The 23,879-nt window shown below is 65.6% G+C and carries 21 protein-coding genes and 1 other RNA gene; 12 read left to right on the top strand and 10 right to left on the bottom strand.

Annotated elements, in window-relative coordinates; genetic code table 11:
• Window positions 1-17: 17 nt before the first annotated feature.
• Window positions 18-941 carry a cytochrome c oxidase subunit II gene (coxB, locus tag ACP69S_RS02280; protein WP_425994458.1) on the bottom strand — a complete coding sequence of 308 codons (924 nt, stop codon included), beginning with the start codon at window positions 939-941 and terminating at the stop codon, window positions 18-20.
• A gap of 365 nt (window positions 942-1,306) precedes the next feature.
• Between coxB and ACP69S_RS02275 the strand changes: the two genes are divergently transcribed.
• The 5 genes from ACP69S_RS02275 to ACP69S_RS02255 all read left to right on the top strand — a co-directional run bounded on the left by ACP69S_RS02275 (window position 1,307) and on the right by ACP69S_RS02255 (window position 6,650).
• Window positions 1,307-1,633, top strand: a complete 327-nt coding sequence (locus ACP69S_RS02275) for a PadR family transcriptional regulator (protein WP_425994456.1) — start codon at window positions 1,307-1,309, stop codon at window positions 1,631-1,633.
• 8 nt (window positions 1,634-1,641) lie between these two features.
• Entirely contained in the window at window positions 1,642-2,208 is a 567-nt protein-coding gene (locus ACP69S_RS02270; protein ID WP_425994989.1) for a DUF1700 domain-containing protein, read from the top strand.
• A 9-nt stretch (window positions 2,209-2,217) separates the two neighbouring features.
• Entirely contained in the window at window positions 2,218-3,012 is a 795-nt protein-coding gene (locus tag ACP69S_RS02265; protein ID WP_425994454.1) for a GIN domain-containing protein, read from the top strand.
• 87 nt (window positions 3,013-3,099) lie between these two features.
• Window positions 3,100-4,530: a metalloprotease TldD gene (tldD, locus tag ACP69S_RS02260; protein ID WP_425994452.1), complete on the top strand. Its 1,431-nt coding sequence runs from the start codon at window positions 3,100-3,102 to the stop codon at window positions 4,528-4,530.
• Window positions 4,531-4,652: 122 nt separating this feature from the next.
• Complete coding sequence (locus tag ACP69S_RS02255) at window positions 4,653-6,650, top strand: TonB-dependent receptor plug domain-containing protein (RefSeq protein ID WP_425994450.1); 1,998 nt, start codon at window positions 4,653-4,655, stop codon at window positions 6,648-6,650.
• Between the two features lie 65 nt (window positions 6,651-6,715).
• On the opposite strand, the gene ACP69S_RS02250 is transcribed toward ACP69S_RS02255, so the two are convergent.
• Entirely contained in the window at window positions 6,716-8,614 is a 1,899-nt protein-coding gene (locus ACP69S_RS02250; RefSeq protein WP_425994448.1) for a peptide MFS transporter, read from the bottom strand.
• 184 nt (window positions 8,615-8,798) lie between these two features.
• On the opposite strand from ACP69S_RS02250, the gene ACP69S_RS02245 reads away from it, so the two are divergent.
• The gene (locus ACP69S_RS02245; protein ID WP_425994446.1) at window positions 8,799-9,305 is read left to right on the top strand and encodes a DUF427 domain-containing protein; all 507 of its coding nucleotides are present in this window, start codon (window positions 8,799-8,801) and stop codon (window positions 9,303-9,305) included.
• Between the two features lie 219 nt (window positions 9,306-9,524).
• Window positions 9,525-9,674, top strand: a complete 150-nt coding sequence (locus ACP69S_RS02240) for a hypothetical protein (RefSeq protein ID WP_425994445.1) — start codon at window positions 9,525-9,527, stop codon at window positions 9,672-9,674.
• Here the strand turns inward: ACP69S_RS02240 and recR are convergent.
• The 4 genes from recR to ffs form a co-directional block, all read right to left on the bottom strand.
• Window positions 9,671-10,285 carry a recombination mediator RecR gene (gene recR / locus ACP69S_RS02235; RefSeq protein ID WP_425994443.1) on the bottom strand — a complete coding sequence of 205 codons (615 nt, stop codon included), beginning with the start codon at window positions 10,283-10,285 and terminating at the stop codon, window positions 9,671-9,673. The genes ACP69S_RS02240 and recR overlap by 4 nt on opposite strands.
• Before the next feature lie 2 nt (window positions 10,286-10,287).
• A complete protein-coding gene (locus tag ACP69S_RS02230; RefSeq protein WP_425994442.1) occupies window positions 10,288-10,617 on the bottom strand; it encodes a YbaB/EbfC family nucleoid-associated protein in 330 nt (109 codons plus the stop codon).
• A 136-nt stretch (window positions 10,618-10,753) separates the two neighbouring features.
• Window positions 10,754-12,601: a DNA polymerase III subunit gamma/tau gene (locus ACP69S_RS02225; RefSeq protein ID WP_425994441.1), complete on the bottom strand. Its 1,848-nt coding sequence runs from the start codon at window positions 12,599-12,601 to the stop codon at window positions 10,754-10,756.
• Between the two features lie 101 nt (window positions 12,602-12,702).
• An RNA gene (gene ffs, locus ACP69S_RS02220) (signal recognition particle sRNA small type) lies at window positions 12,703-12,793 on the bottom strand.
• 99 nt (window positions 12,794-12,892) lie between these two features.
• Between ffs and nudC the strand changes: the two genes are divergently transcribed.
• Window positions 12,893-13,834 (top strand): NAD(+) diphosphatase, encoded by a 942-nt coding sequence (gene nudC / locus ACP69S_RS02215; protein ID WP_425994440.1) that lies wholly within the window; start codon window positions 12,893-12,895, stop codon window positions 13,832-13,834.
• Window positions 13,835-14,044: 210 nt separating this feature from the next.
• Complete coding sequence (locus ACP69S_RS02210; RefSeq protein WP_425994439.1) at window positions 14,045-15,283, top strand: acetyl-CoA C-acetyltransferase; 1,239 nt, start codon at window positions 14,045-14,047, stop codon at window positions 15,281-15,283.
• A 139-nt stretch (window positions 15,284-15,422) separates the two neighbouring features.
• Here ACP69S_RS02210 and ACP69S_RS02205 read toward each other — a convergent pair whose 3' ends face one another.
• On the bottom strand, window positions 15,423-16,877 hold the full coding sequence (locus ACP69S_RS02205) for an AMP nucleosidase (protein ID WP_425994437.1): 1,455 nt from the start codon (window positions 16,875-16,877) through the stop codon (window positions 15,423-15,425).
• Window positions 16,878-17,081: 204 nt separating this feature from the next.
• Here ACP69S_RS02205 and ACP69S_RS02200 point away from each other — a divergent pair, with 204 nt between their 5' ends.
• Window positions 17,082-18,338 carry a dicarboxylate/amino acid:cation symporter gene (locus ACP69S_RS02200; protein ID WP_425994435.1) on the top strand — a complete coding sequence of 419 codons (1,257 nt, stop codon included), beginning with the start codon at window positions 17,082-17,084 and terminating at the stop codon, window positions 18,336-18,338.
• Between the two features lie 162 nt (window positions 18,339-18,500).
• The gene (locus ACP69S_RS02195; RefSeq protein WP_425994433.1) at window positions 18,501-18,917 is read left to right on the top strand and encodes a DUF6491 family protein; all 417 of its coding nucleotides are present in this window, start codon (window positions 18,501-18,503) and stop codon (window positions 18,915-18,917) included.
• Window positions 18,918-18,934: 17 nt separating this feature from the next.
• Here ACP69S_RS02195 and ACP69S_RS02190 read toward each other — a convergent pair whose 3' ends face one another.
• From ACP69S_RS02190 to ACP69S_RS02180, 3 genes are all read right to left on the bottom strand, one after another.
• Window positions 18,935-20,776 (bottom strand): caspase family protein, encoded by a 1,842-nt coding sequence (locus tag ACP69S_RS02190; RefSeq protein ID WP_425994431.1) that lies wholly within the window; start codon window positions 20,774-20,776, stop codon window positions 18,935-18,937.
• Between the two features lie 94 nt (window positions 20,777-20,870).
• Entirely contained in the window at window positions 20,871-21,743 is an 873-nt protein-coding gene (locus ACP69S_RS02185) for a 2-dehydropantoate 2-reductase (RefSeq protein WP_425994429.1), read from the bottom strand.
• A 208-nt stretch (window positions 21,744-21,951) separates the two neighbouring features.
• Entirely contained in the window at window positions 21,952-22,992 is a 1,041-nt protein-coding gene (locus ACP69S_RS02180; RefSeq protein ID WP_425994427.1) for a ribonucleotide-diphosphate reductase subunit beta, read from the bottom strand.
• 146 nt (window positions 22,993-23,138) lie between these two features.
• Between ACP69S_RS02180 and ACP69S_RS02175 the strand changes: the two genes are divergently transcribed.
• Window positions 23,139-23,813: a glutathione S-transferase family protein gene (locus ACP69S_RS02175; RefSeq protein ID WP_425994425.1), complete on the top strand. Its 675-nt coding sequence runs from the start codon at window positions 23,139-23,141 to the stop codon at window positions 23,811-23,813.
• The last annotated feature ends 66 nt before the right edge of the window (window positions 23,814-23,879 follow it).

Genomic DNA, 23,879 nt, shown 5'->3' with positions numbered 1-23,879 from the left:
AATCCTGCAATCGTGTCTTAGACCGCCGGCGCGGCGGGCGCCGCAGCCGGGGTGGAGGCGGGGGCGGCGACCGGCGTGGCGACAGCAGCCGGAGCGGCGGCGTCAGCAACGGGGGCGGTAGACGGCGGCGGCGCGGTCTTGGACAGCACCCAGGCGTCAAATTCGCTCTGCGATACGACCTTGATCTCGATCGGCATGTTCGAGTGTTCAACACCGCACAGCTCAGAGCACTGGCCGTAATAGGTTCCGACCTTCTCGGCCTTGAACCAGGTTTCGTTCAGTCGGCCGGGAATGGCATCGGTCTTCAGGCCAAAGGCCGGCAAAGCGAAAGCGTGGATCACGTCGGCGCCGGTGACCTGCACGCGGACCACCTGATTGACCGGAACGACCAGCGGCTTGTCGGCGGCCAGCAGGTAGGGAACCTTCTTGGCTTTAGCCTCGGCCTGGGTCAGCGGCAGGGAGATGATCTCGCTGATCTTCTGGTCGGGATACTCATAGCCCCAATACCACTGGTAGCCCGTGGCCTTCACCGTCATGTAAGGCTTGGGCATGTCGTTATAGGCGAACAGCAGCCGGAACGAGAAGATCGCGATCACCATCAGGATGATCACAGGCACGACCGTCCAGATGATCTCGATCGTGGTGTTGTGGCTGAACTTGGCCGGGATCGGGTTGGCCTTCTTGTTGTAGCGGATCGCGATCCACGCCAGCAGACCCGCCACGAACAAGGTGATGATCGTGATGATCGGCATCAGGATCACATTGTGGAACCAGATCGCATCGTGCTTGAGCACCGAAGCGGCCGGCTGGAGGTCGATCGCCCCCGGCGTCGGCTGACCCAGTAGATCCTCAGCGAGGGCCTGCCCCGCGAACATCACCGTAGCGGCGAGGGCGCTAGCGCCCGTCAACATCCGCCGAATCCCCTGAAATTGCGCCTTCATATTCCTCACGGCCCGTTTCGGCGGCGATCCGACGTCAATCATTTGACCTGATCAACGTCACGTCGCGCCGACATGCACATTACAGCCAAGACCACGGTGTCGCGCAATCGACTCAAGAAGAGAGTCGCGGTCGCGCCCGCCCGACTGACCATTCCGCTGGCTGCATACGCGCATCGCCTGCGGTTGCCAAGCGCCTGAAACCCCCGCCAAACCCACCAGCGCAACGGCTCCGGCGCCCAGCTGCGAGCGACTTTCAACAAGGTCCGCTCAGGGGCTCAGGATCATTACGTAACATTCATTGACAGGTACCTTGCACCACTCAGTACCTTGCCGTAGAAGAGTGCATCAACCGCGGCGAGGACAACGTGCCGGAAGCCATTGAAATACAACTGAAGAAAGGCGTGCTGGCGCTCTGCGTGCTGGCCCTGCTGTCGCGAGCCGACAGCTACGCCTACGAGATCGCAAGCAAGCTCGCGAAGGACATCGATATGGGGGAGGGGACAATTTATCCACTGATGCGGCGCATGCAATCGGACGGCCTGGTGGAGACCTATCTGGTCGAATCCCAGAGCGGTCCGCCGCGCAAATATTACCGCCTGACGTCGGCTGGTCGCGCCAGCTTCACGCAACAGAAAGCCGAATGGGCCGCCTTCACGACGGCCGTCGAAGCCATACTGGGAGCCGCCGCATGACCCGTCCCATGACTCAAAGCGAGTTCATGTCCAGGCTGCGCCGGGGTCTCTCCGGCCTGGCGCCCACCACAATCGCCGACATCGTCGCCGATCACGAGGCCCACTTCGCCGACGCCCTGGCTGAAGGCCGCAGCGAAGCCGAGGCCGCCGCCGCCCTGGGCGATCCCGACCGCTTGGCTCGCGAACTGCGCGCCGACGCGGGGCTGAAGCGGTGGGAGGAGACCAAGTCACCGTCCAACGCCGGCGCCGCGATCATCGCCCTGATAGGCCTGGGAGCCATCGACATCATGTTCCTGCTGCCCCTGCTGATGGGGGTGCTGGCCACGATCTTCGGTTTCCTGGTCGCCGTCGTCGCTCTCTTCGTCTCCGGCGGCTTCGTCTTCGCCATGGGGCCGCTGGCCGCGCCTCCCGGCGGACCGATGACGGCCTTCCTGGCCGGCGTGGGCCTGATGGCCGGCGCGACCTTCCTCGGCGCACTGCTCACCTTGGCCACGGTCGGCCTGTTCAACGCGGTCGTCTGGTACGCCCGACTGCACTTCCGGCTGCTCAAGCCGGCCATCGAAAACCAAGGCTGAGGGGCCGTCATGATCCGTAATGCGCTCATCATCGCCGGCGCCAGCTTCGTGCTGATGCTCGGCTGCTTCGCTGGGGTCGCCGCCCTGGCCGGTCCGACCATCATGAAGGAAGGCTGGACCATTCCCTTCGACGAGGACGCCGATTTCGACGTCAAGGTCGGCGGCTCCAGCCACCATGTCACCGTCAAGGGCTCCACGCCCTCGCCGACCGTCAGCCGCGAGTTCGCCTGGAGCGGCGGCGACTTTCTGAAGCTGGACGTGCCATCGAACGTGGAATTCATCCAGGGGCCGGTCGGCAAGATCGAGGTCACGGGCCCCAAGTCGATGGTCGACCGCCTGACCATTGAGGGCGGGTCCATCCACGTGGCCGACAATATCGAGGGCGAAAGCCTGACCATCGACCGCCACGGCATCCGCGTCCAAAGTGGCTCCGACCGGCTGAGGATCGTCGTCACCGCCCCCGGCGTGCGTCGCTTCGAACTGTCGGGCTCCGGCGACCTGGAGATCCAGGGCTTCAACCAGTCCAGCCTGTCGGTGACCATCGACGGTAGCGGCGACGTCTCGGCCAATGGCCGCGTCGACACCGTCGAAGTGAAGACCAACGGCTCGGGCTCGGCCTATCTGGAAGACCTCAAGACGAAGGACGCCAACGTGGCGATCCTCGGCAGCGGCGGGGTCGAGATCTCACCCAGCGACAAGGTCAAGATCGACATCACCGGCAGCGGCGATGTGAGCTTGGAGAGCGAAGCCACCAGTGTCGTCAGCAACGTCACCGGGTCGGGGTCGGTGCGGCACTCCTACTGAAATCGGGCGCTGCGCTCCTCCGCTTAAAGAGGAGGGGTGACAAAGGGGCGGGGTGACGGAACGGCTTCGAGCGCCTACCTGTAGGCCATGAACGCTCCGATCTCCGCCCCCTCCCTGCTCGACGCCGCCGGCGTCGATCCCGACCGCGCCCGCAAGATCCTTGGCGAGGCCCTGGCCGGCGCCGACGACGGCGAACTCTTCGTCGAGCGATCCGAGAGCGAAGCCTTCGTCTTCGACGACGGCCGCCTGAAATCGGCCTCCTATGATTCGGGCGAGGGCTTCGGCCTTCGCGTCGTGGCGGGCGAGACGGCCGGCTACGCCCACGCCGCCGAGGTTTCCGAAGCCGCCATCGGCCGGGCGGCAGCCTCGGCCAGCCTCGCCAAGCGCGGCTATGCCGGCGTCAGCGCCGAAGGTCCCCGCGCCACCAACGCGCGGCTCTATGGCGAGGACGATCCGCTCGCCTCGCCGGCTTTTTCCGACAAGGTGTCCCTGCTTCAGGAAATCGACGCCTTCGCCCGGGCTCGCGATCCGCGCGTCGTCCAGGTGATGGCCTCGATGATGGGTGAGCGCCGGATCGTCGAGATCCTGCGCGCCGACGGCAAGCTGGTTCGCGACGTCCGCCCGCTGGTTCGCGTCAATGTGCAAGTCACGGTCGAGAAGGACGGCAAGCGCGAGAGCGGCTCCTCCGGGGCGGGCGGCCGCGCCGGCTTCTCTGCCTGGATCAGTCCCGACAAGTGGCAGGGCCAGGTCGACGAGGCCCTGCGCCAGGCGCTGGTGAACCTCGACGCCGTCCCCTGCCCCGCTGGCGAGATGGACGTGGTGCTGGGCTCGGGCTGGAACGGCGTGCTGCTGCACGAGGCCGTCGGCCACGGCCTGGAAGGCGACTTCAATCGCAAGGGCATCAGCGCCTTTTCCGGCCGCATCGGCGAGCGGGTCGCCGCCAAGGGCGTTACGGTGTTCGACGACGGCTCGCTGACCGGCCGTCGCGGCTCGCTGACCGTCGACGACGAAGGCACCCCCACCGAGCGCACCATCCTGATCGAGGACGGCATTCTCGTAGGCTATATGCACGACCGGATGAGCGCGCGGCTGATGGGCATGCACGCCACCGGCAACGGCCGCCGCCAGTCCTACGCCCACATGCCGATGCCGCGCATGACCAATACCGGGATGCTGGCCGGCAATGACGATCCGGCCGAGATGATCGCCTCAATGAAGCGCGGCCTCTACTGCGCCAATTTCGGCGGCGGCCAGGTCGACATCACCAACGGCAAGTTCGTTTTCCAGTGCACCGAGGCCTACCTCGTCGAGGACGGCAAGATCACCGCCCCGGTCAAGGGCGCCACCCTGATCGGCGACGGTCCCAGCGCCCTGACCAAGGTGACCATGATCGGCCACGATTTCGACTTCGACCCCGGCATCGGCGTCTGCGGCAAGTCCGGCCAGGGCGTGCCTGTCGGCGTCGGCCAGCCGTCGCTGAAGATCACGGGTCTGACAGTGGGCGGCACGGCGGTCTAGGAACCTTCACTCGCCAGTCAAGAAACCTGTCGCCGATTTAATCTACATTTCAAGGTTGTAACTTTTCCTGCGTGTCACGCACGACCACGGTCGGCTGGCTGTCGTGCCCGGGGGAAACAGGCGTGTTCGAACTTTATCTGGCGGCCCAGGCCGCCGCGACCACCGCCCAGGCGGCGCAGACCCAGGGCGTAATCGTCTATGAACGCGCCTTCTTCGACGCCTACCAGCCCAACAGCGCCTTCGACCTGATCGCCCGCGTGCCGGGTTTCAGCTTCGACGGCGGCGCCGATGTGCGCGGCCTCGACGGCGCGGCGGGCAACGTGCTGATCGACGGCCAGCGGCCCTCGTCCAAGAGCGACCGCCTGCAGGACGTGCTGGGCCGCCTGCCCGCCTCGCAAGTCGCGCGCGTCGAACTGATCCGTGGCGGCGCGCCGGGCATCGACATGCAGGGCAAGACCGTGGTCGCCAATGTGGTCCTGAAGACCGGCACGAGCATGAAGGGCCTGGCCGCGGTGTCCAACAAAGCGGTCTATGATGGCCGAAACTTGCCCGGCGCGCGCCTGGAAGGCTCGGCCCGCTTCGACGGCAAGACCCTGGAAGGCACCCTTGTCTATGGCGGCTTCGTCGATGACGGGGCCGGCGACGGCACGCGCGTGCGCCGCGACGCCTCGGGTGTTCCCGTGCGCGTGGGCGAGGTCGATGCCGACGGCGACGGCGTCCAGAACCTGGCCAGCGGCTCATATGAGACGCCGCTTTATGGCGGCAAGCTGCGGATCAACGGCCGCTACAACAGCGAGCGCTTCAGCTTCAAGCAGGTCGACAAGTCGGCCGCCGGAACGGACATCGAGAAGAACTTCAACGACGAATACGAGCGCGAGATCGGCCTGCGCTACACGCGCGACCTGGGCCCCCGCAACTCGCTGGAGGCCGTGTTCCTGCATCAGGAGGAAGACGAGCAGTTCGACGCCGACTTCCGCTCGGGCGGTTTCGTCGCCGAGTTCGGCCAGCACAGCCTGACCAAGGAAGACATCGTTCGCGGCGTCTGGAAATTCCGCCCCACCGCCACCCTCTCGTTTGAGGGCGGAGCCGAGACGGCGATCAACACCCTGGAGGGCAAGACCGCCTATGCCGAGAACGGCTTAGCCGTCGCCCTGCCCTCGGCCAATGTCGATGTCGAGGAAAAGCGCGCCCAGGCCTTTGTCACCGGCACCTGGCGGGCCACGCCAAAACTGACCGCCGAGGCGGGCCTGCGCCTGGAAAAGTCGACCATCAGCTCGACCGGCGACGTGGCGCTGGAAAAGGACCTGAAGTTCCTAAAACCGCGCCTTTCAATCTCGTGGGCTCCGATCGCCCAGACCCAGATCCGCGCCAGTATCGAGCGAAAGGTCAGCCAGCTGGACTTCGGGGACTTCGTCGCCGACTCGGCCCTGACCACGGGCCAGGTCCGGGCAGGCAATCCGGATCTTGATCCCGAACAGTCGTGGAACGGCGAGCTGACCCTCGAGCGCCGGTTCTGGAAGGATGGGGTTGCGACCCTGACCCTGCGCCACGCCGAACTGACCGACGTGATCGACCGCGCGCCGATCTTTACCGCCAGCGGCGACGTTTATGATTCGCCCGCCAATATCGGTGATGGAACCGACGACTCGGTCAGCGTCACCCTGAACCTGCCGCTGGAGAAGTTCGGCGTCAAAGGCGGCCTGCTGAAGGGCGAAGGCACATGGACGCGCTCGGAGGTTACCGATCCCACCACCGGCAAGGCGCGGCGCAAGTCTGGCCAGCACCCGATCGACTGGGAACTGGCCTTCAGCCAAGACCTCCCGGCCAAGGGCGTCAAATGGGGCCTGGAAGCCTACGGCGCATGGCGGGAGACCTATTACCGGTTCTCGGAGGTCGAGACCTACAAGCTGCGCACCTTCGTGATCACCTATGTCGAGTACAAGCCGCGGCCAGACATCACGCTGCGCGCCGAGATCGACAATCTGACGGCTCGCAACTTCGTGCGGATCAACCAGGGTTATTCCGGCCCCCGCACCACCGCCCCCCTGGCCTATACCGACACCCAGAACCTGGAGTTTGGCCGCATCTTCTTCCTGCGCGTGCGCAAGACCTTCGGCTGAGCCCCTGCGGCGCCCAATAAAAAAGGCCCCGGATCGCTCCGGGGCCTTTTCTGTGTCTGGAGATCCTAATGGATCTTGGTGGCGCTATCCACGGGCGCGGCGTCGGTGTCGTCCGAGCCGTGCGACCACTTTTTCAGCCAGGGCGCCAGGACCAGGAACAGTATCCCGGTCCCGATCGAAACCAGACCGATGACGTTGAACACCTCTAGCGAGGTCTTCAACGCTGCGGCGGGGTCGAGAACCTGGCCCCCGACCGTCTCAGTGGCGGTCAGGCCGGCGATGAAGCCGCCGACATATTGGGCGATGGCCACGGCCATGAACCAGACGGCCATCATGAACGACACCACGGTGGGCGGCGACAGCTTGGTCATCTGAGACAGGCCGACCGGCGACATGCAAAGCTCGCCCGTGGTGTGCAGCATGTACATGACCACCAGGAAGACCAGCGGTATGCGGAAGGCGCCGTCGGCGAAGGTGGAGCCGATCTGCAGGATCAGAAAGCCGGCGCCGACCTGGATCAGGGCCAGACCGAACTTGACGACGGGGTTCAGGTCGCGGCCGCGCTTGCCCAGCCAGGTCCACAGGAAGGCGAAGACCGGGGCGAAGATCAGGATCCAGCCGGCGTTCAGCGCCTGGGTCTGAGGGGCGTTGAAGCTGGTATTGATCCAGAAGGTCGCACCGGGCGCGAAGTTGGCGGCGGCGAGTTGTTCGGGCGTGGCGAAGGTTATCGCGCCATTGAACCACTGCACCGGCGCCGAGACCAGGTCGAGTTGAACATTGGTGGCCGCGAACAGGCTGAGCGACGAGCCGGCCTGTTCGAACAGGGTCCAGAACACCACCGCGCCGAAGATCAGGAACACGGCCAGGGCCAGGCGTTCGCGCTCTTCCTTGCCGCACTTGGCGAACATGAACCACAGGATGTAGCCCAGGGACGCGACAATGCCGAAGATCAGGGCCGCGCCGACCACGGGGTTGCGCTGCACCAGGAAAAACACACCGATCACGCCGACCAGCGACAGGGCGTAGATCAACGTCTCGCGATTGATCGGACCCAGCACCTTGGCCTTCAGGGCCTGGGGCTCGGGTGGCTCGCCCTTGCCCATCAGCAGGGGCTTGCCCAGCACGAAGACGACGAAGCCGGCCAGCATGCCGATCCCGGCCAGGCCAAAGCCCGCCCACCAGCCGACCGTGACGCCCAGCAGGCCGCACATGATCGAGGCCCAGAACGAGCCCAGATTGATGCCGTAATAATAGAGGGTGAAGCCGGGATCGCGGCGCGGGTCGCCCTGCGGATACAGCTGGCCGACGATGGTCGAGATGTTGGGCTTGAGGAAGCCGACGCCGACGATGATCAGCGACAGGGCCAGCCAGAAGATGTTGAGATAGGTCGGATCCCGACCGGTCACATCCAGCTTGTAGTCGGTCTTGGCCAGGATGGCGGGCAGCGGCGCGTCCGCAGGCAGGCCCTTGACCTCGAAATCGCCCGTCTTGGTGGCTGCGACGTCATAGGGCTTTCCGGCCACGACCAGCTTGGCGACGCGGTCCTGGCCCCGGCCATCGGCCTGGAACTCATAGGTCGCGCCTTGATAGGTCAGGGTCTGGACGGCTGGCTTGCCCTCGATGGCCATGGCCAGGTGGCCGGCAACCAGCAGAATCGCGCCGAACGCGACAGCTTTGCGGGTGCCCAGATACTTGTCGGCCAGGAAGCCGCCGATCAACGGCAACAGATAGACCAGCGAAGTGTAGGAGCCATAGTGGGCCGAGGCGACCTTCGGTTCGAAGAGGAAGTGCTGGGTCAGATAGAAGATCAGGATGGCCCGCATGCCGTAGTAGGAGAAACGCTCCCACATCTCGGCGAAAAACAGGATCAACAGCCCCTTGGGATGCTGTCGGAGAAGCTGGATAAGCACGGGGATGCCGGTCACGAGGGTGACCAGAATGCCCAGGGCGATGACGATGTTCATTCACTAACCTTGACGCAGTCGAGGGATCGGGACGCCGCCATGGTCGTTTCGCCCTCGCCTCCCCCAGTTCGCGGGGAGAAGATCACGCGACAATGCGTTTAACAAGCAATGGCTTGCCAGCCGGGAGCCGAGTTGGCCTCCCGCGCGTTTGCTAAGCGAGCGCCTCACGCGCTGGAGAAACAGTATGAAGACCCCGGACGAAACCCACCCGATCACCATCGAGCGCGAGCGCTCCCGCGTGCGGGTGTTGTTCCAGGGCCATGAGATCGCCGACAGCGGCGACGTGGTCGCACTGCGCGAGGCCGGCTATCCGCCGGTGCGCTATTTTCCGCGCGACGACGTGCGGATGATGTTCCTGCGCCGCACCGACCAAGTCACCCATTGCCCCTACAAGGGTGACGCCGCCTATTTCACCATTTATCGCGACGGCAAGGTGATCGACAACGCGATGTGGTCCTACGAGGACCCCTATCCCGCCGCGAGCGGCATCGGCGGCCGGGTGGCCTTCTATCCGCAGCATGTCGAGTTCGAGGTCGGCGCCCTGACGGCCTCCGAAACCGAGGCGTTCGACGTCGACGAGGTGGTCCGCCACACCGACAGCGGGTCGGGAACCAGCCAGGCCGAGCGCTGGGAGCCCACCGTCGATGCTCCGGACGGCGAGCCTTCGAACCCTTCGCCACAATTGGGGTGAGATTGCACAAGAATGGAGCAAATGCGGTTAAAGCGACCCTAATGTTTGGAAGGACTGACAGTTTTGGGGAAATTATTCCAAAATTGCACCTGGCATGGGACGCATTGACGCGTTACGGCTGCGCTCCAACGACAGTAAGGGTTGGTTAAGTGTCTAGAGCGTTGCATGGCCCCTGACGCGATCGCGTTGAGCCTCCAATAGAGAGGCGAGGAGGAAGCCATGGCCTATATCAGCTTCGATCAGGCGCCGGCCGCCGGCCGCATTTCCAGGATCGCCGCCCCTCGCCTTGCCTGGGGCCGGATCGGCATGCTGGCCTTCTGCCTGGCCTTCTGGGTCGGCTTGGCCTTCGCGGTGCGGGCGATCTTCTAAGACGAGGCGGGTCGCCGGGCCCTCAGGGCTTGGGCGATCGTGCCATCGTCCAGCCAGTCCAAATCGCCGCCGACCGGGACTCCGCGCGCCAGCATCGTCACCGACACGCTTGAATTGGATGTCGCCAGCCGGTCGGCCAGATAGTGCGCCGTCGTCTGGCCATCGACCGTGGCCGGCAGGGCCAGGATCACCTCGGCCACCTCCCCGCCCTGAACGCGCGCCAGCAGCTCGCCGATACGCAGGGCCTCGGGACCGATCCCGTCCAGCGCCGACAGCAGGCCGCCCAGCACGTGATAGCGGCCCTTGAACTGGCCGCCGCGCTCCATGGCCCACAGCGAGCCGACCTCCTCGACTACACAGATCAGCCGACCATCGCGGGTTTCGTCGGCGCAGACGGCGCAGGGCTCCGTCGTATCCAGCGAACCGCAGATCGAACAGGTCCGCACCTTGGCCTGGGCGTCGACCATGGCCGCCGTCAGCGGAGCCAGCAGGGTGTCCCGCTTCTTGAGCAAGGCCAGCGCCGCCCGCCGACCCGAGCGCGGCCCCAGACCCGGCAGCTTGGACAGCAAGGCGATCAGACGCTCGATCTCGGGTCCGGCGGAAGCGGGCAAATCTAGAACTTCATGCCGGGCAGACCGCCCATCATGCCAGCCATCGGCCCGGCGGCTTCCTGCATCAGCCGGGCCTGCGTGGCGTCGAGCTTCTTCTTGGCGTCGGCGTGGGCGGCGACGATCAGGTCAGAGATCACCTCGCCCTCGCCCGGCTCTATCAGGCTCTCGTCCAACACCACCCTGGCCAGCTCGCCGGTCCCCCTGAGGGTGACGGTGACCATGCCGCCGCCCGAAGTTCCCTCGACCAGGGTCTCGGCCAACCGCGCCTGGGCGTCGGCCAGTTTCTGTTGCATCTCCTGGGCCTGCTTCATCAGGCCGCCGAGGTCTTTCATGGTGTCACTCCATTTTAAATGGCTGTCATTCCGGCCAAGCGCGCAGCGCGCCGAGCCGGGATGACAGAAAGCTCAGAACCTGTCGCGGTCCCGGATTTTCGCGCTCCGCGCTCGTCCGGGATGACAGCTTTAACGACTAGTCCTCGACCTCGTCCGGCTCGATCGGGGCCGCCTCGGGCCCGGGAATCTTGCGGACTTCGATCTCGGAGCCCGGGAAGGCCGCCAGCAGCGAGGCCACGAACGGGTCGGCCCTGATCTGGGCCATCGCTTCGATCTTCTCGCGCCTCTCGCGCTCCATCAGGGTCTCGGCCCCGCCGCCGCCCTCGGCGGCGACCAGCCAGGGCTGACCGGTCCATTCCTTCAACGCACGAACCAGACGACCGGCCAGATTGCCAGGCGCGCCCGGGGCGGGCTCATAGGTGATGGCGCCGGGCCGGAAGCTGATCGGGCGGACGAACTGCTCGACATCCAGCCGCAGGCCGATGTCGCGCTTGGCGACGATCAGGGCGAGCACGTCGTCGAACGAGGCCAGCACCGGCAGGGCTTGGGCCGCAGGCGAGGCCATCGAGACTATCTGGGCGCTGACGCCGCCGCCGGACCCGCCGCCGCCACCCAGCGAGCCTCCGCCGGGCGCGCCGCCGGGAGCAGTCGTCCCGTCGCGCATCGCCTTCAAGGCTTCTTCGGGACTTGGCAGATCGGCCGCGTAGCACAGGCGGATCAGAGCCATTTCGGCGGCCGCCTTGGCGTCCGGCGCGCGTCGCACCTCATCATGGGCCTTGAGCAGCATCTGCCAGAGACGGGACAACGTGCCGGCCGAGGTGTGAGCGCCGATGGCGGCCAGCCGCGCGGCCTGTTCCTTGGGCAGGGTCAGGGCATCAGGGCCCAAGGCCTTGGCGACAGCCGAGCCGTGGCAGTGGTCCAGCAGGTCGAGCATGACCACCGCCGGATCGGCGCCGAAGCCCCACAGGGCGCGGAAGCCTTCCAGGGCGTCGGCCGGCTTGCCGCTCATCACGGCCTCGAACAGGGCGATGGTCTGGCCGCGATCGGCCAAGCCCAGCATGTCGCGGATCACGGCGGCGGAAACGGTGGCCCCGCGGTCGGCCTGAACGATGGCCTGGTCCAGCAGGGACAGGCCGTCACGCACCGACCCTTCGGCGGCGCGGGCGATCAGGGCCAGGCCGTCAGCGTCGACCCGCGCGCCTTCTTTGGCGGCGATCTTGTCGAAGTGCCGGACCAGCACGTCGGGCTCGACCCGGCGCAGGTCGAAGCGCTGGGTGCGCGACAGGATGGTCACCGGAACTTTTCGGATCTCGGTGGTGGCGAAGATGAACTTGGCGTGCGGCGGCGGCTCTTCCAGCGTCTTCAGCAGGGCGTTGAACGCCGCCGTCGACAGCATGTGCACTTCGTCGATGATGTAGACCTTGTAGCGCGCCTCGACCGGGGCGTAGCGCACCCCGTCCAATAGCTCGCGCATCTCGTCGACCTTGGTACGCGAGGCGGCGTCCAGTTCCAGCACGTCCATGTGCCGGCCCTCAATGATCGAGCGGCAGTGGCGGCCGTCGACCGTGAGATCGACCGAAGGCTGGTGGACGGTGTCGCTATCGTAGTTCAGGGCGCGGGCCAGCAGGCGAGCGGTCGTGGTCTTGCCCACCCCCCGCACGCCGGTCAGCATGAAGGCGTGGGCGATGCGGCCGCTGGAAAACGCATTCGCCAGTGTGCGGACCATGGCCTCCTGGCCGATCAGGTCCTCGAAGGTGCGCGGGCGGTACTTGCGGGCCAGGACGGTGTAGGCGGCCCCGGCTTCCTCTGAAGAGAGGTCGCTCGGCGCTTCGACAACGACCGGCGCCGGCGCAGCGACGACCGGAACGGCGGCAGGCTCAGCAGGCGGCGCGCCGAAGATGTCGGCGGTGTTCGCGTCCCGCTCGGCGGGCTCTTCTTCCCACGGCGGCGCGGAATCGGATGTGAGGTCGTCGTGGTCGGCCATGGCGACAACTGTAGTGCGCCGGAGCGCGCAGCAAAAGGCTCGGTCGCGCCCGGCGGCCGTCTGCTGACAGATTTAAGGGCTAATCATTTTTGGGGAAAGGTGGAGACCGGCGGACGACCCGAAGCTTGGCTCGTTGTGGCTGCTGCCTCTCGGCCCTGACCAGATTGGCGAGGGCTCCGCCCGTCACCGATCTCCGAGGCCTATATCGCGAGTCATCGCGCCATATGCAAGACGCCATGCAAGTCCGTGCGACGTCGTGACGACTCTTCAAGGCTGGGTTACAGAAATCGCATGGCCCTCTCGATCATCACCAACACCTTCGCCGGCAACCCCCTGGACCGCTCCAGCGAACGACGGGGCGATCCGTCCTGGCTGGCCGAAAAGCTGGCCGACGCCGGTTCACTGGCCGTGGCGGTCTGGAACGGCAAGCCGCTGGTCGAGGACGTGGTGGGCGAGGATGGCAAACCCACCAGCGTCCAGATCGCCTATCTGCGCGCCGACATGGCCCAGGAACTGGCCGGCGGTTCCGAGAAGCTTCTGTTCCTCGGCTTGTGGAAGGACATCGCGGTCTTCGCTGTCGATCTGGACGGGTCGGCCGATCCTGTAGAAGGCCCACTGCAGGGCCTGGGCCGGTTCGAGGAACTGCGCGGCATCGCCGCCTCCATGCCGCCGGCCGATGCCGGGATTCTCGCCACTGCCCGCTCGATGTTCGAATGGCGCCGCCGCCATCGCTGGTGCAGCGCCTGCGGCCAGCCTTCGGAAGTCGGCGACGGCGGTTGGAAGCGTATCTGCCCCGCCTGCAAGGCCGAGCATTTTCCGCGCACCGATCCGGTGGCGATCATGCTGGCCGTCCACGAGGACAAGTGCCTGCTGGGTCGCCAGGCCGCGTGGCCCGAAGGCATGTTCTCGGCCCTGGCCGGTTTTCTGGAGCCCGGCGAGACCATCGAAGAGGCCTGCGCCCGCGAACTGATGGAAGAGGCCGGCCTGACGGCGACCTCGGTGCGCTACCACTCCAGCCAGCCTTGGCCGTGGCCGTCTTCGCTGATGATGGGCCTGATCGCCCAGGTCGACAGCAACGAGGCCCGCCCCGACCAGACGGAGCTGGAAGAGGTGCGCTGGTTCACCAAGGACGAGGCCGGAGCGCTGATCAAGGGCGAGCTCGAGGGCGCCTTCGCCCCGCCGGCTCTGGCGATCGCGCATCAGCTGATCAAGGCGTGGGTGGAGGAGGCTTAGGGCCGCCCTCCAAGACCTTGTCATCCCGGCCGCAGCCAAGCGGAGAGCCGGGACCACGGCAAGCTCCGTGCTTGTTGCGGTCCCGGCTCGGCGCGCTTCGCGCTTGGCCGGGATGACAATTCTTATTTTTTACTGACTGCCCCCACGGCATCTCCTTTTTACTCCCTCCCGACAGCCGGCGTCCGATCGGCGAGACATGGGAGTAAGCGAATGGCCGAAGCCTGGATCATCGACGCCTGCCGCACGCCACGCGGCATCGGCAAGGTCGGCAAGGGCGCGCTGGCGGACATCCATCCCCAGCAGTTGGCGGCCTCGGTGCTGAGCGCTCTGGCCAGCCGCAACAACCTCAACACCGCTGATGTCGACGACATCATCTGGGGCACGTCCAGCCAGCGCGGCAAGCAGGGCGGCGATCTGGGCCGGATGGCGGCGCTGGACGCCGGCTATGACATCCGCGCCAGCGGCATGACGCTCGACCGCTTCTGCGGCTCGGGCATCACCACCGCCAACCTGGCCGCCGCCTCGATCATGTCGGGGATGGAAGATCTGGTCATCGCCGGCGGGACGGAGATGATGTCCTACACCGCCGCCTCGGCGACGCCGGGCGTGATCCCGATGATGGACAACGGCAACCTGCGCCTGAGAGCCCGTCATCCCCAGTCGCACCAAGGCGTCTGCGCCGACGCCATCGCCACGCTGGAAGGCATCGACCGCCAGGCCGTCGACGACCTGGCTCTGGTCAGCCAGCAGCGCGCCGACGCCGCCATTCGCGGCGGCCATTTCGACAAGAGCCTGGTGGCGGTGTTCAAGGAAGACGGCTCCTTGGCGCTGGACCGCGAGGAGTTTCCGCGTCCGCAAACCACCGCCGAGGGCCTGGCCGGCCTCAAGCCCGCCTTCGCCGCCATGGCCGAGTTCGCGCTCGATGAGGCCGGCACCACCTATGGCGGGCTGATCCGTCAGGTCTATCCGGACCTGAAGATCGAGCACATCCACCATGCCGGAAACTCGTCAGGCGTCGTGGACGGCGCGGCGGCGATCCTGATGGCCTCGCCGGACTATGCCCGCAAGCATGGCCTCAAGCCCCGGGCTCGGGTGCTGGCCATGGCCAATATCGGCGACAGCCCAACCCTGATGCTCAACGCCCCCGTCCCCGCCGCGCGCAAGGCCTTGGCCAAGGCCGGGCTGACGGTGGACGACATCGACCTGTGGGAGATCAATGAGGCCTTTGCCGTAGTGGCCGAAAAGTTCATCCGCGACCTGGGTCTGGACCGCGACAAGGTCAATGTGAACGGCGGCGCGATGGCGCTGGGTCACCCAATCGGCGCGACGGGGTCGATCCTGATCGGCACGATGCTCGATGAGCTGGAGCGGCGGGACCTCAAGCGCGGGCTGATCACGATGTGCGCGGCCGGTGGCATGGCGCCGGCGATTATCGTGGAGCGGATGTAGAGGCGGCGGCCTTGCGCCGTCCGGATGCTGCGCATCCTCCTCCCCGATAAGGGGGAAGATGATCTTGTCTGGCCCCTATGGGGGAGGACGACCGCGAACCGGTCAGGTGGGGGCGAGTAATCGTCCCATCCTTCTCCAATCACCTGAACGGCGGCTCGTCGAACGCCCGCAGCTTGCGCGAGTGCAGGTTCGAGCCCTCTTCCAACAGCAGCTTGCAGGTCAGGATGCCGATCTGCAGGTGCTGGCTGATCGCCCGCTCGTAGAACGCATTGGCCTGACCCGGCAGCTTGATCTCGCCGTGTAGCGGCTTGTCGGACACGCACAGCAGCGTCCCGTACGGCACCCGGAAACGATAGCCCTGGGCGGCGATGGTGGCCGACTCCATGTCGATGGCCACCGCGCGGCTCTGGTTGAAGCGCAGAGCCGACAGGCTGTGGCGGAGCTCCCAGTTGCGGTCGTCGGTGGTCACCACCGTGCCGGTCCGCAGGCGCTTCTTCAGCTGGTCGCCGCTGTCGCCGCTGATCACCTTGGAGGCGTCATAGAGGGCGCGCTGCACCTCGGCGATCGAAGGCACCGGGATCTCCGGCGGAAGGACGGCGTCCAGCACATGGTCGTCGCGCAGATAGGCGTGGGCCAGCACATAGTCGCCGATCGTCTGGGTGTCGCGCAGGCCGCCGCAATGGCCGATCATCAGCCAGGCCTGGGGACGCAGCACGGCCAGATGGTCGCAGATGGTCTTGGCGTTGGACGGGCCGACGCCGATGTTGACCAGGGTGATGCCCGTGCCGCCCGGACCCATCAGGTGGTAGGCCGGCATCTGGTGCTTGCGCCAGGTCGACTCCGCCACCGCCAGTTCGGGATTGGCCGTATTGGCGGTGATCATCAGCCCGCCCGAGCACGACATCGCCTCGAAGCGCGTGCCCTCCTGGCCCAGCTGCTCGATGCCCCAGCGGACGAACTCGTCGACATAGCGGTGGTAGTTGGTGAACAGGATGAACTGCTGAACGTGCTCGGCCGGGGCGCCGGTATAGTGTTTCAGCCGCGCCAGCGAGAAGTCGGTGCGCAGGCCGTCGAACAGGGCCAGCGGCCGGGTCTCTTCCAGCGCCGCGTCCCAGACGCCGTCGGCGATCTCGTCGCCGATGAAGGCCAGATCAGTCGTCGGGAAGAACCGCGCGATGTCCTCGCTGCGCACATCGGCCTGGTTGAGGTCGATGCTGGCGTCCAGCACGTAGGGATAGGGGATCTCCTGGCGCGAGCGGTCGACTTCGACATCGACGTCGAAATCGTTCAGCAGCAGGGTCAGCTGCTCGACCAGATAGTCCTTGAACTGGTTCGGCTTGGTGACCGTGGTGGCATAGACGCCGGGACGGCTGACCCGGGCGTAGGAGCGGGCCAGCTTGGGCGGTAGGGCCTCGGGATCATAGGTCAGGCGCAGCTCGGGATAGGCGAACGTCCCGTCGAAGCGCTGTTGCGGATCGGGCCGCGCGCCGGTTTCGAGATAGGCCTTGAGGGCGGTCCGGAGGGCGCCCACGGCGCGCTCGTATTCCTGGTTCAGCTGTTCGACGACAGCGATTGCTTTTTCTTGGTTCGACATGGGCTCTTATAGCGGCGTTTAGCGACATTGGCGAGACTGCCCCCTTGCCGGGCGCGAAGGGCATGGACGAACCCGCCCGCGTCGGCCACAAGGGCGGACATGCTCAAGACCGGGGCAGGCAATGACGGGTTCATGCCCGCGCTGCGCCAGACGGCCAGGGCGCAAAAAGACTACTCACGCCGGGCGGCGTCCCAGGGGAGTTTCATGAACAAGCGTTTCGCCTATCTGATCATCGCGTCCATGATCCTTGGGGTCGCCACGGGCTGGGCCTGCAACCAGTATCTCGACCCGGTCCAGGCCAAGGCCGCGGCCAGCAATCTCTCGATGATCACCGACGTCTTCCTGCGCCTGATCAAGATGATCATCGCGCCGCTGGTCTTCACCACCCTGGTGGCTGGCATCGCCCACATGGAAGACGCCGCCGCCGTTGGCCGCATCGGCGCCAAGACGATGTTCTGGTTCATCAGCGCCTCGGCAGTTTCGTTGCTGCTAGGCCTGCTGATGGTCCATCTGCTGCAACCCGGCGCCGGCCTGAACCTGACCGAGCTGTCGACCTCGGCCGCGCCCACCGCGACCACCGAGGCCTTCACCCTGAGGGGCTTCCTGACCCATCTGGTGCCGACCTCGATCTTCGACGCCATGGCCAAGAACGAGATTCTGCAGATCGTCGTCTTCTCGCTGTTCGTCGGCACCGCCGTCGCTTCGCTGGACAACAAGGCCCCTCAGATCCTGGAACTGGCCGAGCAGGCCGCCGCGGTGATGCTGAAGGTCACGGGCTTTGTCATGAAGCTGGCCCCGCTGGCCATCTTCGCGGCCCTGGCCTCGACCATCGCCACCCAGGGCCTGTCGATGCTGGCCGTCTACGGCAAGTTCGTGCTGGGCTTCTACGCCACCATGGGCGTGCTCTGGCTGATCCTGTTCGTCGCCGGCGCCCTGGTCCTGGGCAAGCGGGTGATCCCGCTGTTTGGCGTGATCCGCGACCCGGCGCTGCTGGCCTTCTCGACCGCTTCGTCCGAAGCCGCCTATCCGCGCATCCTCGACAGCCTGCCCAAGGTGGGCGTGCGCCGCCGCATCGTTTCGTTCGTCCTGCCGCTGGGCTACTCGTTCAATCTCGACGGCTCGATGCTGTACTGCACCTTCGCCACCATGTTCATCATGCAGGCCCATGGTGTGCATCTGTCGGTGCAGCAGCAGATCTTCATGCTGCTGCTCTTGATGGTGACCTCCAAGGGCATCGCCGGCGTGCCGCGCGCCTCGCTGGTGGTGATCATGGCCACCCTCACCTATTTCGGCCTGCCCGAAGCCTGGATCGCTTTGGTGCTCGGCGTCGACCACCTGCTGGACATGGGCCGCTCGGCCACCAACGTGGTTGGCAACAGCGTCGCCGCCGCCGTGGTCGCCAAGTGGGAGGGCGAGCTGGACGACATGCCCGAAGATGACGTGGAACGCGCCAAGGCCTGATTGTTCCGCAATCGATCAAGATCGAACGGCCCGCTTCGGACCTCGAGGCAGGCCGTTTTCGTTCGGCCTCCGCCATCCATATAGTAATTACTGGATATGATCGTTGACATGGGCCTGTCAAAGCCCAATCCTTCAAGGCGGGGACTGATAAGGATGACAACGATGAGCAAGTTCATGCCTGTCGCCCGCGCCGGCCTGATGGCCTTGGCTGTAGCCGGCCTTTTCACCTCGACCGCCCAGGCCCAGGACGGCGCTCAAGCCAAAGCCAAACCGGCCCGCGCCTGCTTCTCGCTGTCGGACTGGCAAGGCTGGAGCTCGCCCAGCCGCGACGTGCTGTACATGAAGGTGCGCAACAGGGACGTCTATCGCCTGGACCTGACGCGCGGTTCCAACCAGCTGGGCTCGCCCGGCTCGCACATCGTCAGCGTGGTGCGTGGCAGCGACCGGATCTGCAATCCGATCGATCTGGATCTACGGGTCTCCGACGGCATGGGCTTCGCCATTCCGATCCGCGCCAAGACCATCACCAAGCTGACGCCTGAAGAAATCGCGGCGATCCCCAAGAAGGACCGGCCGTAGGGCCGGTCGTCGACCTCTCAGCCCGACAGCCGGGGCGTCGATCCGCCGGGCTTGGGTTTTGACGGCGTTTTCCCGGCCACGGCGCCGGTGTTCCACGGCACCTTGGCCTTGACGATCTGCGTCGGGCCGAGGATTTGCGGCGTCTGATCGTATTGCAGCTCGATCAGCTTCTCCCGGGTCGCATCGACCAGCGCCTCGAACGAGATGGACTTGCGTTCACGCAAGAGGCTGGCCAAGCAGAAGGTAAAGGCGCCGTAGCTGGTCGCGCCGTGCCGATACTCGTAGGACAGTTGCGTCTCGCCGCAGGCCTCAATGATCAGCGGCAGATAGGGGCCGACGATCTTGTCGTCGGTTTTCTTCCTGGCCTGAACATATTCGTTCGCTGTGGTCAGGCGCAGCATTGAGGCGCGACCAAGCCGGGCCGTCGAGCCTTTCTGGCCGAAGAAATCAGCGTTCGACTTGGTTTTGGTGGAGAAGTCTGCGTTCAGGCGCTTGAAGTCGCGCTCCACCCACATCTGGCTGACGGTGTCCCACTTCAGCTCCCGATGCCGGATGTCGTCGGGCGGCGAAATTCCCCGGGCTGCCGGTCCGCCCTGACGATGCACCCCGCCCGAATGACAGCAGTCGAAGATCAGCACCAGGCGCGAATCGTAGGGCAGCTGGCTGTATAGATCGAAGATCTGATCGTCCGTAATCGAGGTTTCCGGCGACCAGTCGAAGTCCCAGGGCACCAGGGTTTCGTTCTGCCGGTCGGGCTCGAGTTCGTCGCCATATTCGGGAATGCGGGCACCGTGTCCGCTGAAATAGAAGACCCGCTCGTCGCCCGGCTGGGCGTCGTCGAGCAGCCACCGCAACCGCTCCAGAATGCCCGCCGCCGTGGCGCGATCGTTCAGACAGGTGCGAATGTCGCCCGGGGCGAAGCCGCACTCCTGCAGGGCGGCGCTGATCGTGAAGACGTCGTTGACGCACCCGGCCAGACGATCCGCCTCGCGGGGATAGTCGTTGATGCCCACCAGCAGCGCGCGTCGACGGGTCTTGTCGGTCTTGAGCCTGGGCGTCTTGCGCCAGGGGTCGGTCGCCGCGCCGAAGGCCTTGCCTCCAGCCGCCTGATTGCCCAGCGGCCGCCACAGCGATCCCACGGTGACGTTGTGACCCAGATAGGCCTCCGCGTCGTGGTCGCCCACGCCGGGCAGGTCGAAGGCCGTCTGAAGCTGGGTGAAGTTGGGCGTGCCTGATAGCTGGATCCGGGCGGTAAAGACGTCGTCATGCTCGTTATAGAGATGGTGCCAGTGCCGCACGGCCAGCGGCTCGACCCGGCCCTGGCTGAGATTGCCGATCACGAACGGATTGCCGATCTGGGAGCCGAAGGTGACGTAGTGCGCATTGGCCAACAGCTTGGCCACATCGGCCTGCCTGGCGTCTTCATGCGAAAAGGCGTTGTAGGTGACCAGCGAGCCCAGGCTATGGGCCAGAATCACGTCCGGCGCGAAATCCTTGACCGTGTCGAGCATCAGCTGACGGGTCTGGGCCTGGAACGCCTTGTCCTCAACCCAGGCCACCACATAGCCGGCCGTCCAGCGCACCTTGTCGGAGACATCTGAGACCAGACCGCGCTCGCGTCGGCCGATCTGGGAAACGCCGCTGCGCGACAGCTTCCAAAGCGCCTTCATGGTCTCGGCAAAGCTGATCTTGGTCGTTTCGAAGATGGGGTCGTAGGTGACGAACCGGAATTCCAGCGTGATATCGGCGTCGCTGGCGAAGGTTTTCCTGACGCACCGCTCCCAGTCGTCCTTCCACGGCGAACTGCGCTGATCGCCTAGGCCATGGACCCCCAGAATTCTGATCGTCTTCTTGGCCATGACATTTCTCCCGCCCGCGGCCTCGCCCTTGAAAGTTGAGCTTGACCTTATCGATACCATTCAGGCGGGAAAGAATCGAGCTTGGAAAACGCTGTTATTCGGCAGCAGCCTTGATCAGCGCCACGACCGCGGCGTTTGCCGGCGTGGCGATGCCGTGCTTGGCTCCGCGGCGGACGATGACCCCATTGCGGGCGTCCAGTTCCATCGGCCGGCCCGCCATCCGGTCGGCCTGCAGGGAATTGACCGATTCTGGCGCGGCGCTGCGATAGCCGGCGATCACCACTTCGGGCAGATCGTCTGACAGGTCTGCGCCCTCGGCCCGGCCCACCGCCACGCATTCGCGCACCAGGGTTCGCATCACCTCGGCGACGGCTTCGTCGTGGGCGACGGCCGAGGGCTTCAGCACCAGGGCGTTGACTGCGCCGGCGCAGTTGAGCGCCAGCTTCTTCCAGGCCTGCGTCTTGAAGTCCGGCGTCGTGGAAACCGCGATCGGCGTATGAGCGAACAGGGCGACGAAGTCCCGCCCGACCGCGTTGTCGGGAACCAGGATCGAACCGTCGCGGCGCTGCAGGATACGGCCGGGCGCGCTACGCTCGACGGGGATGTCGACCACGGCCGGGACGATGCGTGTCGCCAGCAGGCGGTCAAGGAACGGCTCCAGATGCTCGACGCCATTGCGCAACACCGCCAGCCGCGTCTGCGGTCCGACCAGGGCGTCCAGCCAGGCCTCGGCCGAGGCGGTGTCGTAGGTCTTGGTGGCGATCAGCACCCAGTCGACGGGTCTGGCGTTCGCTGGATCGGTCAGCGCGGTCGGGCTGGCGGAGATCGCTCCACCGGGCGTCTGGATCTCCAGCCCCTGAAACGGCGTCCGCGCGCAAACCGTGACCGACAGCGCCGGGTTCTGGGCCAGCCACGCGGCCACCGTACCGCCGACCGCGCCGGGTCCGATCAGGGCGATGCTGGTCATGAAGGACTCCGCTGATGTCTTCTCCTGCCCCGTGAAACGGGGGAGGTGGCGCGATGCGAATACGCATCGTGACGGAGGGGGCGTTTACCACGCCTCAAGCAAGGTTCTGAAACGAGAAAGGGCGCGCGACGATCTCCCGTCGAACGCCCCCTCCGTCATGTCGCGTATCCGCGCCCTGCCACCTCCCCCGCTCCGCGAGGGAGGAGAACTATTCCGCCGGCAGCGACGGCTCCGACCGCTTCTGCAACATGTTGTCGAAGCTGGACCACACGCCTTCGCCGCCGTGCCACAGCCCCTTGGTCGCGGCCTTGGAATATTCCGTGGAGCGCGCCTCGAAGAAGTTGGCGTGCTCGACACCGCTGAGCAGCGACTGCAGCCACGGCAGCGGGTTTTCCTTGATGCCGTACACTTCCGGCAGCTGCAGCTGGCGCAGGCGCCAGTCGGCGATGAAGCGGATATATTTCTTGATGTCGGCCGGGGTCATACCCTGGATCTCGCCGGCCTCGAAGGCCAGGTCGATGAAGTTGTCTTCCATACTGACCACGGTCTTGCAGCAGTCGACGATGTCGTCGGCCACGGCCTTGGTCACGCAGCCGGTCTCGGCGTTGAACGCGTGGTAGAGCTTGATGATGCCTTCGCAGTGCAGGCTCTCGTCGCGGATCGACCACGAGACGATCTGGCCCATGCCCTTCATCTTGTTGAAGCGCGGGAAGTTCATCAGCATGGCGAAGCTGGCGAACAGCTGCAGGCCTTCGGTGAAGCCGCCGAACATGGCCAGGGTGCGGGCGATGTCGGCATTGGTCTCGACGCCGAACTTCTGCATGAAGTCGTGCTTGTCGCGCATGGCTTCGTATTCCATGAACGCGCCGAATTCGCTCTCCGGCATGCCGATGGTTTCAAGCAGCAGGGCGTAGGCCGCGATATGGATCGTCTCCATATTGGCGAACGACGACAGCATCATCTTCACTTCGGTGGGTTTGAACACCCGGCCGTAGCGTTCCATGTAGTTGTCGGCGACCTCGATGTCGCTCTGGGTGAAGAAGCGGAAGATCTGCGTCAGCAGGTTCCGTTCCTTGTCGTTCAGCTTTACGGCCCAGTCCTTGAGGTCCTCGCCCAGCGGCACTTCCTCGGGCATCCAGTGGATCTGCTGCTGCTTCTTCCAGAAGTCGTAGGCCCACGGATAACGGAAAGGCTTGTAGGCGCCAGAGGGGGTCAGGAGGCCGGGCGTGGTGATCAGCTTGGCGGACATGAGGCAACCCTTGGGGCGAGAATCGAGCGGACAGGCTATGATACGTTACGTGAGGCAGTAAGCCAGACGGATCGGTTCGCTGTCCAGACGCTACACACCAGATATGGTGTGGCGATGCGCCACATCCACAAGATAGAGCTCAGCCTGTGGAAAAACCTTTTCGCCTATTCAGCGCTCTCGGGTCGGGCGGCGTGCCCGTCGAAGCGGCCATGACGCTGATCGGCCTGCCCTATGACATCGTCGAGGCGCCCACTTGGGAAGGCGAGGCCGAGCAGGCCAAGGTGGCCGTGGTCAATCCACTGCGGCAGATCCCGGCCCTCGTCACTCCGGCCGGCGAGACCATCACCGAAAGCGCAGCCATCCTGATCTGGCTGGCCGACAATCACCCCGAGGAGGGGCTGTCCCCTGCGCTGGACTCGCCACAGCGCGCCCAGTTCCTGCGCTGGATGACCTTCATCCCGGCCTCGCTCTATTCGCTGTTCTGGGTTCGCGACGAGCCCTCTCGTCTGGTCGGCGACAACGCGGAGATGCAGGCCAAGGTCAAAGCCGCCACCGCCGAGCGCATCCTCGACTGCTGGCGGATGATGGAGAGTCAGCTGACGCCCGGCCGGTACCTGTTTGGCGACCAGATGACGGTGCTGGACCTCTATGTCGCCGTCGTCAGCCGCTGGGGCCCACGCCGGGTGCGGTTCTACGAGGTCGCGCCGAGGATGGCCGAAGTGGTCAAGCGGGTGGACGCCGATCCGAGGCTGGCGGCGTTCTGGGAGAAGCGGTTTCCGTTTTTCGAGGGTTGGGAGCGGCTGGGTCAGCAGGCGGGTTAGGCTGGCGCGAACGTCAAGAATCCGGCCCGAAGCCAGCTTCCGCTTTCGGCCATCATGCGACATCCA

The sequence above is a fragment of the Caulobacter sp. DWR1-3-2b1 genome, from assembly GCF_049895765.1.
Taxonomy (GTDB): domain Bacteria; phylum Pseudomonadota; class Alphaproteobacteria; order Caulobacterales; family Caulobacteraceae; genus Caulobacter.
The sequence above is the reverse complement of the archived record's forward strand: the minus strand, read 5'-3'. Positions and strand labels throughout refer to the sequence as shown.